Raw genomic sequence first — 16,142 nt, 5'->3', positions numbered from 1 at the left:
ATAGCTGATGTCCAACAATAAAGACCTGAGACGCCTTCCATGAAAAACGATCCGCTGCTGCAGCCCTTCCAACTGAAGCATCTCACCCTGCGCAACCGCATCATGACCACCTCCCACGAACCTGCTTACCCTGAAGATGGCATGCCCAAGAAGCTGTATCGTGCCTATCATGTCGAGCGTGCCAAGGCGGGTGTTGCGATGACGATGACCGCCGGCTCCGCAGCGATCTCTCGTGACAGCCCGCCTGTATTCAACAACATCCTTGCTTATAAGGATGAGGTGGTCGGATGGATGAAGGATCTGACGGACGAATGTCACGAACACGGCGCTGCTGTGATGATTCAGTTGACTCACCTCGGCCGTCGCACTCGCTGGGATAAAGGAGATTGGCTACCTGTCGTCTCGCCGTCCCATAACCGCGAAGTGGCTCACCGCGCGTTCCCGAAGGTTATCGAACAGTGGGACATTGACAGGATCATCCGGGATTATGCAGATGCAGCTGAGCGTATGAAGGCAGCAGGGCTGGATGGTATTGAGCTTCAAGCGTATGGCCACTTGATGGATCAATTCTGGTCACCGCTTACCAACGAACTGGATAACCCTTACGGTGGCTCGCTTCAAAATCGCCTTCGTTTCACATTTGAAGTCCTGACCGCTATCCGTAAGCGAGTAGGTACTGAGTTCATCGTTGGCATTCGCTATACCGGTGATGAGTTACTCGCAGGAGGTCTGCAAAAAGACGAGGGGCTGGAGACCTCGATGCTGCTCAAAGACAGTGGCATGATCGATTTCCTGAACGTCATTCGTGGCAACATTGCGACCGATGCCGGCCTGACCGACATCATTCCTATTCAGGGTATGCGCAACGCGCCCCACCTGGATTTTGCAGGTGAGATCAAGTCGCTTACAGGGTTCCCAACCTTTCACGCTGCCAAGATCCCCGACGTGGCAACTGCTCGTCATGCTATCGCATCGGGTTTGATTGACATGGTCGGTATGACACGGGCTCACATGACTGACCCGCACATTGTCAGAAAAATCATTGAAGGGCGTGAGGATGATATCCGACCATGCGTAGGGGCCAACTACTGCCTGGATCGAATCTACAACGCTGGCGCAGCCTATTGTATTCATAACGCTGCGACTGGCCGTGAAACTACGATGCCTCACGACATTCCCAAAGCTGACAAGAAGCGCAAGATCGTCATCATCGGCGCGGGTCCCGGGGGATTGGAGGCCGCTCGGGTCGCTGGCGAACGCGGGCATGAGGTCGTAGTCTATGAAGTCGCAGACCAGCCCGGTGGTCAAATTCGCTTGACGGCACAATCGGAGCGACGTAAGGAAATGATCAGCATCATTGATTGGCGTATGGCTCAATGCGAACGCTTCAATGTGAGATTCAATTTCAACACTTGGGCCGATACCGCCATCGTACTCGGTGAAAATGCCGATGTAGTAATTGTGGCGACTGGAGGTCTACCGCACACGGAAGTCCTGGCGAAAGGTAACGATTTGGTTGTTTCGGCTTGGGACATCATTTCCGGAGACGTTAAGCCTGGGAAAAATGTGCTGGTATTCGACGACGCAGGTGACCATGCGGGGCTGCAGGCCGCCGAGTTCATCGCCAAAGCCGGTGCGCGTACGGAGATCATGACGCCTGACCGCAACTTTGCGCCTGAGGTGATGAGCATGAACCTTGTTCCATACATGCGTTCATTACAAGAGCTGGACACGACGTTTACCGTTACTTACCGTCTGATGGCGGTTGAGCGAGAGGGCAATCAGCTCAAAGCGATAGTAGGTACGGACTATAGCTCTTTAACAAAGGTGCGTATTGTCGACCAGGTGGTTGTAAATCATGGTACTCGCCCACTGGACGAGTTGTATTTTGATCTGAAGCCGTTCGCTTCCAACGAAGGCGCTGTCGAGTACATGGACTTGATAGCTGGCAACCCCCAAAAAATCGACACCAATCCAAATGGTAAATTCCAGCTATTCCGAATCGGCGATGCCGTTTCCGCAAGGAATACACATGCGGCTATCTATGACGCATTGCGTATCGTCAAAGACCTGTAATAGAAAATATACCTATAATATTTTATAAAGCCGTACCCTTGCACTGCCATTAAAACAATATATAAATCATCAGGCTGGTTGAGGTTAGTATGACCAATAATAAAAACCGTTATTTGATTTCGTTGGAAGCAGGTGGTCGTAGGCACGATCACATGCCGAGATATCCGATAAACGAGTTAATTCAATTCAGTCTTTGTCTTCCTGCCCACGACCGGTGGGTTGCGCAAAAAACACTCGAATAATTTATAAATAGAGTGCGCGCAACCGACACAACAGACACAAGGCACAATGACTACATCATCCAGCCGGAGATGGAGTCTGAAACCGGATTCAGCGGTGGTCCTCAGCAAGATGAGACCTGTGCAGTCAAAATAGCGTCAGTGCGCATTTGGAGGATTACAAGATGAGTTCGGTAAGCCCCGTGAGTACCGCAGCACCTTCGGTTATTAAGGTGCAAAAAACAGAACAGGCTTTCCTGAGCCTGAAAGGACTCCACAAGAGCTTCGGGCCTTATGAGGTTCTGCACGACGTTAGCCTTGAGATGCATAAAGGTGAAGTGCTCGCGATCATTGGTCCCAGCGGATCAGGCAAAAGTACGCTGCTGCGTTGCATTAATCAGTTGTCGCCGCCTACGGCAGGGTCCGTCAGCATGGATGGAGTTACTATTGAGGCGGGCTGTTCTTCATCGCGAAATGACCTGGTTAAGCTTCGACGACGAATCGGAATGGTTTTTCAATCATTCAACTTGTTCCCTCACCTTACTGTCCTTCAAAACGTTAGCCTTGCACAGGTACGTACGATGGGACGCTCAAAACGAGACGCCGACAAAAAGTCTTTAGAACTGCTCGACCGCGTGGGCTTGGCCAATAAAGCCGAGCTGTATCCGGCTCGGTGTTCAGGTGGCCAGCAACAGCGGATTGCCATCGCTCGTGCGCTCGCTCTGGAGCCGGAGCTGATGCTTTTTGATGAGCCAACTTCCGCTCTCGATCCAGAACTCGGGCTGGAAGTTCTTGCGGTAATGAAAGAACTCGCCAACGAAGGCATGTCGATGATCATGGTCACCCATGAAATGCACTTCGCGGAAACCGTATCCGACCGCGTTGTTGTGATGGCGGAGGGGCGAATCCTTGAGCAAGGGATAAGCCGAGAGGTGATGCGTAATCCACAACACGAGCGGGTAGTGCAGTTTCTCCGGGCCGTGAGGGACAGGTAATGTTTGACGTATTCAAAGCAATGCTCGACGGTGTCCCCTGGACGATTGCCGTCACACTACTTTCATTTACGATAGGCTGTCTGCTTGGCTTCCCTATATGCTGGCTTAGAATGTCGCCATTCAGGGTCATTTCCTTTGCGACGGCTTCGCTGGTTTTAATTATCCGATCCATCCCGCCTATTGTATGGCTCTTCTTCGTCTTCTTTGGCGCGGGTGGTGGCTTACTTAATCTTTCACCGATTGCAGCCGCTGTTACGGGCCTTGGGATAATCACGGCTGCGCAAATGTCTGAAGTGTATCGTGGAGCGCTCAGCGCTGTGCCGGTCGGGCAATACGAAGCAGCACACGTGCTGAACCTCAATGCCAGGCAACGGTTCGTTGATATCATTCTTCCTCAAATGCTCAGGATTGTGGTGCCTTCAGCTGCAACGTACGCGATCAGTCTGCTGAAGGACTCAGCCGTGGCCTCTACTATTGGTGTCACGGATATCAGCGCAGTGGCCTACCAAGTCACTCAGCAGACGTTCAAAGGGATCGAAGTCTATACCACCGCAGCGTTGCTTTACTTGCTTCTAAGCGTACCTGTCGCATTGTTTTCGCGTTGGCTCGGGGCGACGTTGAACACGAGGATTTCCAAATGAATGAACTTCTTGGTCTGTGGTGGGAATGGTTTCCGGATCTTCTACAGGGATTTTTTCTGTCTTTGCAGGTTACCGGCGTCTGTCTGTTGTTGGGGATTCCACTGGGGCTGGTTTTTGCACTCGGTGTCTCTGCGCCAAACAAGGCTGTCAGGTTAATATTTTTATTCGTGGTAGAGCTGGGGCGCGGCGCACCGGCATTGATATTATTACAATATTTCTACTATGGACTTCCTTCCGCCGGCATTACATTTTCCTCATTCACTGCGGCGGCATTAGCGTTGGCTTATTGTACTGGCGCCTACACGAGTGAAATTATCAGGGGCGGACTTGAAGCAGTAGCAAGTGGGCAGAGAGAAGCAGCTGATGTTATTGGGCTTAACAAGCTGGACGCACTCAGGTTTATTATAGTTCCTCAAGCCTTGCGCATTGCCATTCCGTCGTTGCTGGGCTTTTCAATCATTATGTTTCAGGCCTCATCGTTATGCTTTACTATCGCTCTTCCAGAGCTTGTGAGTCGGGCTTCAGCGATTGGGTCGAATACGTTTCAATATATGCCAGTGCTTGCGTTGGCCGGGATTATGTACGCGGTTGTATGTATCCCTGCCACGATCATTGTGACTTCGCTGGAAAAAAAGCTGGGTGCGAGCAGTCAAACCTAATAGGTTAGTGTTGCCGCAAGTTGAACTTAATTGGCATAAAGGAAAGCATGGCATGAAGGTTTTATCTGAACTAATCAAGTGTGCTTTGATCGCGGGTGCTGTTGCTGGCGGTGTCGTTCAGGCCGCAGAAGAGTGCGTGCCGGTGCATAAATTCGAAACATTGACGCCGGGAGTGTTAACGGTTGCGGCCTATGCTTTTCCGCCTTACTCGATACCCAAAGGGGGGAACGATATAAGTGGTGTAGAGGGTGAGATTCTTAAAGTTATAGCGAAAAATGAGTGTCTGACAATAAAGACGACGGTTGTTGACCCCTCTGCCGTTATTCAGTCAGTGGTCTCCAAAAGAGTAGACATTGGCATGGGTGATTGGTACCGCACAGCTGAACGTAACAAGATTTTAGGTTTGTCAGCCCCGATTTATTTGGATGCAATGGGCATAATATCGGCTGACGGTATTGCAAAAATTTCGGATCTCAAGGGTAAGAAAATAGGTACCGCGCAAGGTAATCTTTGGGTTGCCGATCTCAAAAAGATACTTGGCGATAACCTGGTGTTGTATCCAAATGCAGTTGCAGCAGCACAAGATCTCGCATCAAACCGTCTTCAGGCAGTAGCGGATAGCTTCGCAGTGGCTATTGCCGCGCAGCAAAAAGGAGCCTATGGAAACAACAAGATTGTTGTTGCCGATGCTGATGACAGGGTCAAAGCAACTATGCAGCCGGGCCAGGTTGCATTTGTTTATACAAAGTCTAATGAGCTACTGGGCAGCGCGCTATCCGGTAATATACGGGCCATGCACGAAAACGGTCAGATCAAGAAAATCGTCACCTCGTTTGGGTTGAACGAGTCTATTACCGAGGTAGGAGAGCCCCGCCTGATAGAGTAACAGGATCGATGCAGACAGGCGCCAATTGACATGGCGGTTGGTGCCGTTAAAATTTCAGGAGTTACAATATCTATGCCAGCACTCCTTTCGAATGTCGAAGGTGGCACCCGCGATCGCATAATAGATGCTGCAATAGCACTATTTTCCGAATATGGTTTCCAGTCCATCAGTATGAGAGATTTGGCCAAACAGGTCGGTGTCAATGCGGGGTCGTTGTACAATCACATTGAAAACAAACAAGAGTTATTGTACGAAATTCTCGAGCTGACGCTTTCCAGCCTGATCGCTACGACTAAGCGTTCGACTAAAAGACAGGATACCCCGGCAAAAAAATTTCAGGCATTCCTCCAGTCATTCAATGTTTTCAGAGGCGTTGATGAGCGCGGGCTTATTCTGCTTTATAGGGAGGTTGTCAGCCTGGATGTGAAGCGACAAATGGATATACGTAATCTCCAGAAATGTTATTTGTTGTTGCTGGAAGATATTCTTTCTCCGATGTATTCAATGTCTGTGCCAGGGCGTTTGTCGTATATATCAAGAATAGTCGTTGGCTTTATTTTTGGACAGCTTCAGTGGTCAACTGCGGATCTACACGACAAAATACTAACGGCACATTTGATAAGATTTGTCACCGAGTCTGCCAGCCAAAACGCTTGAATCTGGTTTTGCCCAAAAATCTTCAAGGTTACTGATTGTCAGTCGAATCCTGCAGTGCTGAGATAAGCCAGTTGGCGGCGAGTTCTCCCACACCATTTCTCGGAGAGTTTAAAGGTACCAATATATTGTATAGACCATCCGGAACCAAGGTGCGTTCAGACAATACAACCAGGCTTCCATCCTGGATGAATGTGTTGACCAGCACCCCCCAACCCAGTGCTACACCTTGACCTGCTTTTGCGGCTGCGATAGTTTCAGTGTAATGGCTGAATTTCATCGATGGCTCACCGGATGGTTTTTTGAGTCCCATCTGCGTATACCATTTTGGCCAGCTGTACCACAAACTATCTGCTGCATCATACTCGATAAGGTCGGTTCCAATTTCCCAAAAATTTTTATCTGCGATCTTGGTTGCATACTCAGGCGAGCAAACGGGAACGATGGTGTCTCCACAAGAGGCTAATACTGTTGCATCGTCAAAGGGGGGGGTGCCATAACGAATCAGCACATCCACATTGCTGGACTCCATGTTAATCCTGGGGTCTTGCGAAATAACTCGGAGTTGTATTTCCGGGTGCAGCCGTCGAAACTCAATCAATCTCGAAAGAAGCCAAAAAGTCGAAAATGCCACTGTTGCACCAATAGTGACTACCTGCTCCTTACCTGTCGCGCGGATAGATTCAACTGCCTCCGTAATGCCTGAAAAATTTTCTGCCAAAGCGACGCCCAGCGCTGCACAAGCATTGGTTGGTTGGATGGAGCGATGCCCCCTGGTAAAAAGTGACACTCCTAAATCCTGTTCCAGGCAGGCTATTTGCCTGCTGACCGCAGCTTGGGTAACGCCGAGCTCGCGGGCCGCTTCGGTAAAACTTTTGTGCCGAATTACCGCCTCCAGTGCGACAAGCGCGGTCAGCGACGGTACATTTCTGAGTAATCTCATCAGACAGGGCCTCCGGTCAAAATGCAGGGGTGAATGTATAATATTTTATTATGCGTGACGTAATAATTTATGCGGTTGTAAGGTTTGTTGTTCAGGGCAATATTATCACCATCACGGAATCGTTAGTAACAATAAGCCTGGTGACGTTATGAATATCAATCCCGAACCGCAGATTTCATCGCTGGTCGCATCGCGAATCAAGGGGCAACCCCTACCTGGTGGGTTGTACACACGGAGCGATGTTTTTCAGGCGGAGTTAGAGGTTTTTTTTTACAATCATTGGATTTACGTTGGCCTGGAGTGTGATGTCCCCGAGCCAGGAGATGTGTCGGTTATTGATATTGGTAACACGAGCTTGATACTTCTACGGAATGAAGACGAGTCTATACGTGTCGTGCGTAACGTATGCCGTCACCGAGGATCAAGGCTGCTTGAACCAGGCAGTCACATAATTTCCAAGTTGGTTTGCCCCTATCATCAATGGACTTACGAGCTGACCGGGGAGTTGGTCTATGCTCCCCATATGGGGCTTGATTTTGATAAGTCTTGCAGGGCACTAAAGCCTGTAAATTTCAGGTCTGTTGGCGGGCTTATATATGTCTGTCTCTCTGATAATCCTCCCGCAGATATTGATAATCTGGAGCGGGTGATGACTGAGCGCCTGCGTCCCTATGATATTAAAAATACCAGGATAGCCTACCAGACGGATGTAATCGAAGAGGGCAATTGGAAGTTAACAATCGAGAATAATCGCGAGTGCTATCATTGTTCTGCCAATCATCCTGAGTTGTGCGTATCCTTTTTTGAGGTTGATTTCGGCTACGATCCCGCAGTGTTAAGTGACGAAGATCGTGAAATCGCCATTCAGCACGGTATCCGCTACGCAGAGCAGACAAAGGCTTGGGAGGCGGAAGGTTATCCATCAGCGGCTGTAGAACAACTGTCCGGGAATGCTACAAATTTCAGAACTCAGCGGCTGATTATTTCGGGTGCCGGCGAATCACAAACTCCCGACGCTACCGCTGCATCGGCAAAACTTATGGGTATGCTTACACGTAAAGATCTCGGTGATACGCATCTTTGGGGGCACAACTCCTGGAATCACTTTATGTGTGATCATGCGGTGACGTCCATGTTAATCCCTTTGGCGCCAGGTAAAACGTTGGTTAGAACGAAATGGCTCGTTCATAAAGATGCCGTAGAAGGCGTCGACTATGATTTAGAGAAATTGACAAACGTTTGGATTGCGACAACCGACCAAGATGCAAAATTGGTTGCTCGCTCCCATGATGGAATTAACGACCCGGCCTATGAGCCAGGCGTTTATTCGGATTTCACGGAACGTCAATTGGACAATTTCTCTACCTGGTATGTGGAACGGATGAAAGCCCATGGATACTGAACCTGTCTTTTCGACTATGGAGCGCGTCCAGGTCGATTACTGGGATCAAGAAACGGATGAAAATCTTGTTTGTATAGACGTGCATTCTGAAACGCACGACGTGAAAACGTTCACCTTTGTCTCTCTAGACGGAAAGTTTTTCCGATTTCGCGCGGGTCAGTATTTTGCGTTCGACTTGCCTGTTAATCGTGAGCTTACGAGCCGCTGTTATAGTATTTCATCATCGCCGTTGAGGCCTAACGCTATCTCGGTCACTGTGAAACGCGTCCCCGGTGGTGCCGTTTCCAACTGGATGCATGAAAATCTCATGCCGAATACGGTGGTAAAAGGATTTGGTCCACTTGGAAGTTTCACTAAGTCGGCAAATCAAACCGAAAAATATCTGTTCCTTTCAGCCGGTTCCGGCATCACACCAATGATGTCGATGGTCAGAGAGTTGGCTGATCTTTCTGCCACGGCAGAGGTGACGTTCGTACATGCAGCAAGAAGCCCTCAGGATTTTATTTTTCGAGATGAGCTGGCAATTCTCGCAACGAAACTTAAGTCCCTTCGGCTTATTCTTATTCCTGAGGAGATATCCAACGAGAAGTCTTGGCCCGGTTTTGTTGGGCGTATATCACAAGAGTTACTCTCCCTTACAGTGCCGGATATTTCTCAAAGACTGGTTATGTGTTGCGGCCCTGGGCCGTTCATGTCTGCTGCACGAGACATAACTGCTCGGATGGGTGTGCCTGGGTCACGTTATATTGAAGAAAGCTTCCAGGATACGATACCGCTGCCCGTTATTGACCCTGTTCAAGAGGTGATGGCCGAAACGGGGTACAGGGTCGAATTTATCAAGCAAACCCGCACCATTGATGTTGCGTGTGATCAGACTGTGTTGGCCGCCGCTAAAAAGTCAGGCATTAAGATCCCATCCTCTTGCTCTAATGGCTTGTGTGGAACCTGCAAATCAAAACTCATTAGCGGTTCTGTGTCTATGAATCATAATGGCGGAATTCGTCAGCGGGAGATTGACGCTGGAATGTTTCTTCCCTGTTGCTCAACACCTCTGTCCGATCTTGTGGTTGATCGCTGACGTGAGTCCGGTGCTATAAAATAAACTTTTTAATAACCCTGTAAGAGGGTGTTGGAAATGAATATGACACCATTAGATAGACAGAAAGTTGGTACTCATCGAATTAATCTTCCTGCGTATGACTGGGAGTCGACGGATTTAAACGGTTTTTTAATAAAGCCCATCTTCGAAGATAAGAAAACCGGTGAGCGAACGATGCTTATGAAGGTCGAGCCGGGTGCTTTCACCGAATCTCACTGTCACGATCAATTGGAAGAGGTGTTCATCCTCGAAGGGACGCTCTACGACGACGAAAACGTCTATAGCGCGGGGCAATACTGTCAGCGTGCGGTTGGAGCATTCCATACTGCTGGCTCGCAAGAGGGTTGTGTAGTTTTACTGGTTTATCGCTGTGACCAATAAATGTTGTTATGAAAGCCTGATTACAATCTGCCAAAACTAAAATAAATGTATAGTCTGCGAGGAAGCCCTGATGATTCGTAACATTCGCACCGTCGCAATGCTAGCTATCTCATCGATCGTAACCCTTTCTGGCGTTAGCGCTTACGCCGATGAATGTAAACCCGCACACAAATTCGAAACCATCAAACCCGGTGTTTTGTTAGTGGCCGCATATGAGTTTCCTCCCTATTCGTATACAGGAGCGAACAAGGCTCTTACGGGCGTAGACGCAGAGGTCGTCAAGCTCATTGCGGAGGTGGAATGCCTTAAAGTAGAGCCACTTATGATGGACCCTGCGGCGACTATTCAGTATGTCGTTACTAAGAGGGCTGATGTAGCCATCGGCGACTGGTACAGGACTGCAGAGCGGGCTAAAATCATGGGTCTTTCCGCCCCCATGTATCTTGACCAGATGGCGCTTCTGAGTAAGGCGGGTTATACAAAAATTGAAGAGATTAAAGACAAGAAGGTAGGTACTGTACAGGGATCATTGTGGGTAAAAAACCTTCAGGAAGTGGTGGGCTCAAACTTAACAATTTATCCTAACTCCGTGGCAATGGCTCAAGATTTGTCTGCAGGGAGAATTGAAGTCGGCACAGACAGTTACGCGGTTGGACTCACTGCTCAGAAGAAAGGTGCTTATTCAGGCGTTCTGATAAAAGTTTCCGAACCGGATGAGCGCGTTCGAGCAACTATTCAAGCGGGACAAGCGACGTTGCCCCATGATAAGGCTAATACTGGACTCCGCGACGCATTAAACGCCAATATTGATGCGTTTCGTCGTTCAGGCAAGATTGCCGAAATTTTAACGAAGTTTGGACTTGATGTAGGCGCCGCAGAGGTGGGTGAACCACGCTTGATCGAGTAATGTATTATTAATGTGTGTTAATAGCCGAACCTCTGGTTCGGCGTCTTACTTAAAGCCTCGCTGTCAATTAGGGGCTCAAGTGTTCAAACGGGCAAGAACGTATTAACGCAAGCAATCTTGATTAGCCTCACTCAACAGCCAATCGACTACCTTCGCTACAGCGGGGGAGGGTGTTGAGTCTTCGCCGGTTAGAATGTAAAAGCCAGCATCAGTATCCAATTGGAACTCGCCGCCCAAGACTCTTATCAGCGTGCCGGATTTGAGTGAGTTCTCCACCAACAACCCTGGAACGAGAGCAACGCCCATTCCCTGCTCAGCTGCTTCCAGGGCCAGATTTGTTTGCGAAAAGGTCGGCCCTGTTATTTTTGTCTTGTTCTCGCCGTATGTTGCATACCAACGTTGCCAATTGTTGTGACTGTCGGATATGTGCGGCACTTCAGCGAGGTCATCAGGCTGACGCCACTCAGACGCTCCCGCTAGAGACGGTGAACACACAACGAAAGCGCGCCCGGAGAGAAGATAGCGGGTATGAACGTTATTGAACGGTGGTGTGCCCCAACGCACGGCCATGTCCACACGGCCTTTCCCCTTCAGAGGTCTCGTAACGTCCGAGGCGTCGATCATCAAGGAAACATCCGGGTAGAGGTCTGCAAGGTGACTGAGCTTGGGAATCAGCCATCGACTGGCAAATGCAGGCGTGGTGCTGATCAACACTTGGTTGGGCAAATTCAGCTCATCGCGATTCAGAAGGTCTTCGGTCGCATCTTCAATTATCCCCAATGCGAGTCTGATCCTGGCGACGTATTCCAAACCATGCTGATTCGGCTTCAGGCCGCGCGGCAGCCGGTCGAACAGCTCAACGCCTAACTTATCCTCCAGGGCTCTAACCTGCTGCGCTACAGCGCCTTGAGTCACAAACATTTCTTCAGCAGCGGCGCGAAAACTACCAAGCCGAGCGGCGGTCTCGAATGCGACCAAGTGATTGAGCACACCGATGAGAGGGCGATGATGTTTGGCGAGCATCCTGTAATTTTCCTACTGTCTTATGAGTGCATAAGTGGTTGGTGCGAAGGTTGGGATTCTGGCCTCATAGCAAGCAGGTTATTAATCAATCGAGGAACAGGCTATGTCAATTCAAAAAGTAGCTATCATCACGGCTGGCGGTAGCGGGATGGGGGCAGACGCCGCTCGCAGGCTTGCTGCGGACGGCTTCAAAGTAGCGATTCTGTCTTCGTCCGGTAAAGGTGAAGCACTGGCGAAAGAGTTAGGCGGTATTGGCATTACGGGTTCTAACCAATCGAATGAAGATCTCACCCGCCTGGTGGACTTGACGATTGCCACGTGGGGCCGTATCGATGTTCTGGTTAACAGCGCGGGCCATGGTCCACGTGCGCCTGTCTTGGAATTGACCGATGAAGATTGGCACAAGGGGATGGACGTCTATTTCCTGAACGTTGTGCGCCCGACTCGTCTGGTCACCCCAATCATGCAGAAGCAAAAATCGGGTGTGATCATCAATATTTCTACATTCGCAGCGTTTGAGCCGGATCCGGTGTTCCCGACGTCTGGTGTATTCCGCGCGGGCTTGGCTGCATTCACCAAGCTGTTCGCCGACAAATATGCGGCTGAAAATATTCGCATGAACAACGTGCTGCCGGGTTTTATTGACAGCCTTCCCGAAAAGGAAGAGTTCCGTAGCCGTATTCCGATGAAACGCTACGGCAAGTCGGCGGAAATCGCTGCAACTATCAGCTTTCTGGCTTCTGAAGGCGGTGGTTACATCACCGGGCAGAACCTTCGCGTAGACGGTGGCATTACTCGCTCAGTTTAATGTTCAATGTTGAGCGCTCGTTGAAATCGGGCCTGGGAACGCAGTGAGGCGAGCGTGATTCCGATGGATCAAGGCTCACTGCGTCATCTCTGCCAAAAGTTCAATAATGTCGAGTGTGTCCTATCGCTGGGCTGCACCTTGAATTTAACGTGTTACTTGAGTAATTGAACATGTCCAAGTCAGCAGTACACAGTGATAATGCCCCCGCTGCGATGGGTACTTACTCGCAAGCAGTGAAAGTAAATGACACTGTGTATTTCACTGGGCAAATTGCCTTGCACCCACAGACAATGATTCTGGCTGAAGGTTTTGAAGCGCAAGTCGTACAGGTATTTGAAAATTTGGCGGCCGTCGCAATGGCTGCGGGCGGATCGATGAAGGATATCGTAAGGCTGGGTATCTTTCTCACAGATCTCTCTAACTTTGGCACGGTCAATGAAGTCATGACGCGCTACTTTAACGCTCCCTTCCCAGCCCGCTCAACCATTGCCGTTTCCGGATTAGCCAGGGATGCGCTTGTGTCGATTGATGCAATCATGGTGCTGAAGTAAAGCGACGCTGACGTTCTAGCCTAAACTGTGGCGCCCAATCAGTGGAATCCAGTTTCTACAAACCTGATCTGCACCCACCGGCCTTCTGGCAAAATCAATGAAAAGCCTAAGGCCGTGCACCGCATCGTCTTGCTCTTCAACAGTAGTAAAGTCTACGACCGTGGCAGCATCGCAGGAGTCGAATTTTCGCAAGGTGCGCGGTTGCAACGTGCATAACGCAGTCCTGCGCTTCAAACTCGCCAGCGCCGCCAAGGGGCGGCTGCACGCCTCGGGAATACCGGAAAAACCGCTGGAAAAAGGCGGTGAAAGGCTCACCGCCTGCTTCGGGACGGGGTCAGAACTTGAAGCGGCCCACCAGGCCTTTGAGTTGCCCGGAAATATCCGTCAACCGACCCGAGCCGGTCTGCGCCGTGTGCGCAAACTCTTCGACCAGTTGCGCATCGGCATGAATCTGCGCGATATGCCGGTTGATCTCCTCGGCCACCTGGTGCTGCTCTTCAGCGGCTGTGGCGATCTGGGTATTCTGGTCGCGGATCGAGTCCACCGAGCCGCGGATCTTGTCGAAACTGTCGCGGGCCTGCTGGATGCGTTCCACGCTGGTGTGGGAGACCTGCAGGCTGCCTTGCATTTGCTGCGTCACTTCCTGGGTGCGGCGCGCGAGGTTGCCGAGCAGGCTGTCGATTTCGCCGGTCGAGTCGGCGGTGCGGCGGGCGAGGGCGCGGACTTCGTCGGCGACCACCGCGAAGCCACGGCCCTGGTCACCGGCGCGTGCGGCCTCGATCGCTGCGTTGAGCGCCAGCAGGTTGGTCTGTTCGGCAATCGAACGGATGGTGTCGAGGATGGTGTTGATGTTCTGGCTGTCCTGCTCTAGCAACTGCATGGTATGGGTTGATTTCTGCAGGTCTTCGCTGAGCTTGAGCACGCTGCTGGTGGCTTCACCGATGTGCTGCTGGCCATTGTGCACGTCGCGGTAGCCATCGTCGGCGCTCAAGGCGGCGGCGCTGCAAGAGCGTGCGACTTCATTGGCGGTGGCGACCATTTCGTTGAACGCGGTGCTCACCAGCTCCACCGCTGCGCGTTGACGACCAGCGGCCTGGTTCATGTTGTGGGCCACTTCGCTGGTATCGGCGGCGGCGCTCTGCAGGTCTGAGGAGGCGCTACCGATGCGCTGTACCAGTTGGGATATCATACTCAGGAACTGGTTGAACCAGCCGGCCAGGCTGGCGGTTTCGTCCTTGCCTTGCACCTTGAGCTGACGTGTCAGGTCGCCTTCACCTTCGGCGATCTCTTGCAGGCCGTCGGCCACGCCGCGAATCGGGCGCACGATCACACCGGCGAAACTGGCGCCGACAATGGCGAACACCACTGCCAGGACTGCGGCGATGGCAGCGATCAACCAGGTCAAGCGGGTTGCATCGGCCATCACTTCATCGCGCTTGATCAGGCCGATAAAGCGCCAGCCCAGGTCTTTGGAACTGACCATGTTAGCCATGTAAGCCACGCCGTCGATGTCGATCTGGGTCACGCCGTCGCCGCGCTTGGCCAGTTCGGCGTAGTTGGGACCCAGCTCGGCCAGGGGCTTGAAATTATGCTTTGCATCGCTGGCGTCCACCAGCACGTTGCCGCTGCCTTCCACCAGCATCAGGTAGCCGCTGTTGCCCAGCTTGAGCTTTTTGACCAGTTCGGTCAGTTGATTGAGCGAAACATCGAGCCCCATTACCCCCACAACTTTGGCGTTTGCGTCAGTAATGGTATGCACGGTGCCTATCAGCGTCACGTCAGCGGGTGCTCAATAGTAGGCGGCTGTACGCGAGGTGGTGCTTGGTGCGCTCATTGCGGTTTTATACCATGGCCGCACGCGTGGATCGTAATTGGCCAAGGTTTTGTCGTCAGGCCAACCGGCGTAGCCCCCATCATCCATCGCCACGGATAAATACGCGGTGTTCGGATGGGTTTTGGCAAAGCTGTCGAAGATTTCCAGTAGTTGTTGATTGCTTTCAGGAAGAGAGATCTGGGCCGCGTCGGCACCCATGTAGCTTTTCAGGCCCTTGGCCGCGACGACCTGGGGATTCTTGGCCAGATACTCAACGTTCTGGTTGATGCCGTCAAAGAACTGCTTCATGCCATTGTCGATCTGGCGGATCTCGCGGCCGCTGCTGTCGAGAAAGTTGTCCACTGCCCCCTCCCGCAGATTCAGCACGACCAGCACGGCTACCAGAATAACCGGCACACACGCGATGGCCGCAAACGCCCAGGTCAGCTTTTGCTTGATATTCATGACTTCACCCACAGGTATTTATAGTTTTTGGCAAGGGGAAAACAGTAGCGTCGCACGTGTTGTTTTGAGGGGCGTGACCCATGCGTACTCGCTATGTATCGACCGCGGGAGCCCTCACTTGAGGCCGAGGGATAATTGAGCCGATGCGCTCGCCGTTCAGCGCATCAAGCTGCATCGATTGAGTCCATCAAGGAACGGCAACGTCATAAAAAACTTAAAATTTCAAAGAGTTGGGAGATGAGTTATCATCCCGTCCGCGGCGCCATATTCGGTTACCTGGAACGCTGAACGCCAGGTCGCCACTGAAAGCCCGCTTAATGGCGGGCTTTTTATTGCCCGAAATATGGCAAACAGGCGTGAGCTGATTTTTTTTAAATAAAGTGCATTTAAATCAAGACATTACGATTTTTTGGTGTATGATGCGCCCACACCGAAACGAAGGGTGATTAGCTCAGCTGGGAGAGCATCTGCCTTACAAGCAGAGGGTCGGCGGTTCGATCCCGTCATCACCCACCATTCGCTTCATGTGTTACGCGCAGCGGTAGTTCAGTCGGTTAGAATACCGGCCTGTCACGCCGGGGGTCGCGGGTTCGAGTCCCGTCCGCTGCGCCATATTTGCTT

16 protein-coding genes and 2 tRNA genes are annotated in these 16,142 nt (G+C 51.2%); 14 read left to right on the top strand and 4 right to left on the bottom strand.

What is annotated here, in order from left to right; genetic code table 11:
- Positions 1-39: 39 nt before the first annotated feature.
- The 6 genes from TU79_RS12610 (at position 40) to TU79_RS12585 (ending at position 6,132) form a co-directional block, all read left to right on the top strand.
- The gene (locus TU79_RS12610; protein WP_057008285.1) at positions 40-2,076 is read left to right on the top strand and encodes an NADH:flavin oxidoreductase; all 2,037 of its coding nucleotides are present in this window, start codon (positions 40-42) and stop codon (positions 2,074-2,076) included.
- Between the two features lie 403 nt (positions 2,077-2,479).
- Positions 2,480-3,289: an amino acid ABC transporter ATP-binding protein gene (locus tag TU79_RS12605; protein ID WP_057008284.1), complete on the top strand. Its 810-nt coding sequence runs from the start codon at positions 2,480-2,482 to the stop codon at positions 3,287-3,289.
- Positions 3,289-3,930, top strand: coding sequence for an amino acid ABC transporter permease (locus TU79_RS12600; RefSeq protein WP_057008283.1), 642 nt, complete (start codon positions 3,289-3,291; stop codon positions 3,928-3,930). Before TU79_RS12605 ends, TU79_RS12600 begins: the two co-directional genes overlap by 1 nt.
- Positions 3,927-4,589 (top strand): amino acid ABC transporter permease, encoded by a 663-nt coding sequence (locus TU79_RS12595; RefSeq protein WP_057008282.1) that lies wholly within the window; start codon positions 3,927-3,929, stop codon positions 4,587-4,589. The genes TU79_RS12600 and TU79_RS12595 overlap by 4 nt, the downstream gene beginning before the upstream one ends.
- Positions 4,590-4,641: 52 nt before the next feature.
- Positions 4,642-5,475, top strand: a complete 834-nt coding sequence (locus TU79_RS12590) for a substrate-binding periplasmic protein (RefSeq protein ID WP_057008281.1) — start codon at positions 4,642-4,644, stop codon at positions 5,473-5,475.
- A 30-nt stretch (positions 5,476-5,505) separates the two neighbouring features.
- Positions 5,506-6,132, top strand: coding sequence for a TetR/AcrR family transcriptional regulator (locus TU79_RS12585; RefSeq protein ID WP_082638483.1), 627 nt, complete (start codon positions 5,506-5,508; stop codon positions 6,130-6,132).
- Between the two features lie 28 nt (positions 6,133-6,160).
- Here TU79_RS12585 and TU79_RS12580 read toward each other — a convergent pair whose 3' ends face one another.
- On the bottom strand, positions 6,161-7,072 hold the full coding sequence (locus TU79_RS12580) for a LysR family transcriptional regulator (protein WP_057008279.1): 912 nt from the start codon (positions 7,070-7,072) through the stop codon (positions 6,161-6,163).
- A 148-nt stretch (positions 7,073-7,220) separates the two neighbouring features.
- Between TU79_RS12580 and TU79_RS12575 the strand changes: the two genes are divergently transcribed.
- The 4 genes from TU79_RS12575 (at position 7,221) to TU79_RS12565 (ending at position 10,861) form a co-directional block, all read left to right on the top strand.
- Positions 7,221-8,474, top strand: a complete 1,254-nt coding sequence (locus TU79_RS12575; RefSeq protein ID WP_057008278.1) for an aromatic ring-hydroxylating oxygenase subunit alpha — start codon at positions 7,221-7,223, stop codon at positions 8,472-8,474.
- A complete protein-coding gene (locus tag TU79_RS25285; protein ID WP_069665361.1) occupies positions 8,464-9,552 on the top strand; it encodes an FAD-binding oxidoreductase in 1,089 nt (362 codons plus the stop codon). Before TU79_RS12575 ends, TU79_RS25285 begins: the two co-directional genes overlap by 11 nt.
- A 57-nt stretch (positions 9,553-9,609) precedes the next feature.
- Positions 9,610-9,954, top strand: coding sequence for a cupin domain-containing protein (locus TU79_RS12570; RefSeq protein WP_082638481.1), 345 nt, complete (start codon positions 9,610-9,612; stop codon positions 9,952-9,954).
- Positions 9,955-10,024: 70 nt separating this feature from the next.
- Positions 10,025-10,861 (top strand): substrate-binding periplasmic protein, encoded by an 837-nt coding sequence (locus TU79_RS12565; protein ID WP_057008276.1) that lies wholly within the window; start codon positions 10,025-10,027, stop codon positions 10,859-10,861.
- Positions 10,862-10,963: 102 nt separating this feature from the next.
- Here the strand turns inward: TU79_RS12565 and TU79_RS12560 are convergent, their stop codons facing one another.
- Complete coding sequence (locus TU79_RS12560; protein WP_057008275.1) at positions 10,964-11,884, bottom strand: LysR substrate-binding domain-containing protein; 921 nt, start codon at positions 11,882-11,884, stop codon at positions 10,964-10,966.
- 103 nt (positions 11,885-11,987) lie between these two features.
- Between TU79_RS12560 and TU79_RS12555 the strand changes: the two genes are divergently transcribed.
- Complete coding sequence (locus TU79_RS12555) at positions 11,988-12,692, top strand: SDR family oxidoreductase (RefSeq protein ID WP_057008274.1); 705 nt, start codon at positions 11,988-11,990, stop codon at positions 12,690-12,692.
- 170 nt (positions 12,693-12,862) lie between these two features.
- The gene (locus tag TU79_RS12550; protein ID WP_057008273.1) at positions 12,863-13,243 is read left to right on the top strand and encodes a Rid family detoxifying hydrolase; all 381 of its coding nucleotides are present in this window, start codon (positions 12,863-12,865) and stop codon (positions 13,241-13,243) included.
- 334 nt (positions 13,244-13,577) lie between these two features.
- On the opposite strand, the gene TU79_RS12545 is transcribed toward TU79_RS12550, so the two are convergent.
- Both TU79_RS12545 and TU79_RS26915 read right to left on the bottom strand, forming a co-directional pair.
- Entirely contained in the window at positions 13,578-15,002 is a 1,425-nt protein-coding gene (locus tag TU79_RS12545; protein ID WP_428839032.1) for a methyl-accepting chemotaxis protein, read from the bottom strand.
- Positions 15,003-15,032: 30 nt separating this feature from the next.
- Positions 15,033-15,521 (bottom strand): hypothetical protein, encoded by a 489-nt coding sequence (locus tag TU79_RS26915; RefSeq protein ID WP_414896171.1) that lies wholly within the window; start codon positions 15,519-15,521, stop codon positions 15,033-15,035.
- Between the two features lie 440 nt (positions 15,522-15,961).
- On the opposite strand from TU79_RS26915, the gene TU79_RS12540 reads away from it, so the two are divergent.
- Positions 15,962-16,037 (top strand) — tRNA-Val (locus tag TU79_RS12540).
- 19 nt (positions 16,038-16,056) lie between these two features.
- Positions 16,057-16,133, top strand: a tRNA-Asp gene (locus tag TU79_RS12535).
- The last annotated feature ends 9 nt before the right edge of the window (positions 16,134-16,142 follow it).

Source organism: Pseudomonas trivialis (assembly GCF_001439805.1).
In the GTDB taxonomy this organism is placed as follows: Bacteria; Pseudomonadota; Gammaproteobacteria; order Pseudomonadales; family Pseudomonadaceae; genus Aquipseudomonas; species Aquipseudomonas trivialis.
The sequence above is the reverse complement of the archived record's forward strand: the minus strand, read 5'-3'. Positions and strand labels throughout refer to the sequence as shown.

Bases quoted from the DNA above. Each gene is read 5' to 3' on its own strand.
- TU79_RS12550 (WP_057008273.1), top strand. From the start codon at position 12,863: ATGTCCAAGTCAGCAGTACACAGTGATAATGCCCCCGCTGCGATGGGT.
- TU79_RS12600 (WP_057008283.1), top strand. From the start codon at position 3,289: ATGTTTGACGTATTCAAAGCAATGCTCGACGGTGTCCCCTGGACGATT.
- TU79_RS12565 (WP_057008276.1), top strand. From the start codon at position 10,025: ATGATTCGTAACATTCGCACCGTCGCAATGCTAGCTATCTCATCGATC.
- TU79_RS12555 (WP_057008274.1), top strand. From the start codon at position 11,988: ATGTCAATTCAAAAAGTAGCTATCATCACGGCTGGCGGTAGCGGGATG.
- TU79_RS12570 (WP_082638481.1), top strand. From the start codon at position 9,610: ATGAATATGACACCATTAGATAGACAGAAAGTTGGTACTCATCGAATT.
- TU79_RS26915 (WP_414896171.1), bottom strand. From the start codon at position 15,521: ATGAATATCAAGCAAAAGCTGACCTGGGCGTTTGCGGCCATCGCGTGT.
- TU79_RS12605 (WP_057008284.1), top strand. From the start codon at position 2,480: ATGAGTTCGGTAAGCCCCGTGAGTACCGCAGCACCTTCGGTTATTAAG.
- TU79_RS12585 (WP_082638483.1), top strand. From the start codon at position 5,506: ATGGCGGTTGGTGCCGTTAAAATTTCAGGAGTTACAATATCTATGCCA.
- TU79_RS12590 (WP_057008281.1), top strand. From the start codon at position 4,642: ATGAAGGTTTTATCTGAACTAATCAAGTGTGCTTTGATCGCGGGTGCT.
- TU79_RS12580 (WP_057008279.1), bottom strand. From the start codon at position 7,072: ATGAGATTACTCAGAAATGTACCGTCGCTGACCGCGCTTGTCGCACTG.
- TU79_RS12575 (WP_057008278.1), top strand. From the start codon at position 7,221: ATGAATATCAATCCCGAACCGCAGATTTCATCGCTGGTCGCATCGCGA.
- TU79_RS12610 (WP_057008285.1), top strand. From the start codon at position 40: ATGAAAAACGATCCGCTGCTGCAGCCCTTCCAACTGAAGCATCTCACC.
- TU79_RS12595 (WP_057008282.1), top strand. From the start codon at position 3,927: ATGAATGAACTTCTTGGTCTGTGGTGGGAATGGTTTCCGGATCTTCTA.
- TU79_RS12560 (WP_057008275.1), bottom strand. From the start codon at position 11,884: ATGCTCGCCAAACATCATCGCCCTCTCATCGGTGTGCTCAATCACTTG.
- TU79_RS25285 (WP_069665361.1), top strand. From the start codon at position 8,464: ATGGATACTGAACCTGTCTTTTCGACTATGGAGCGCGTCCAGGTCGAT.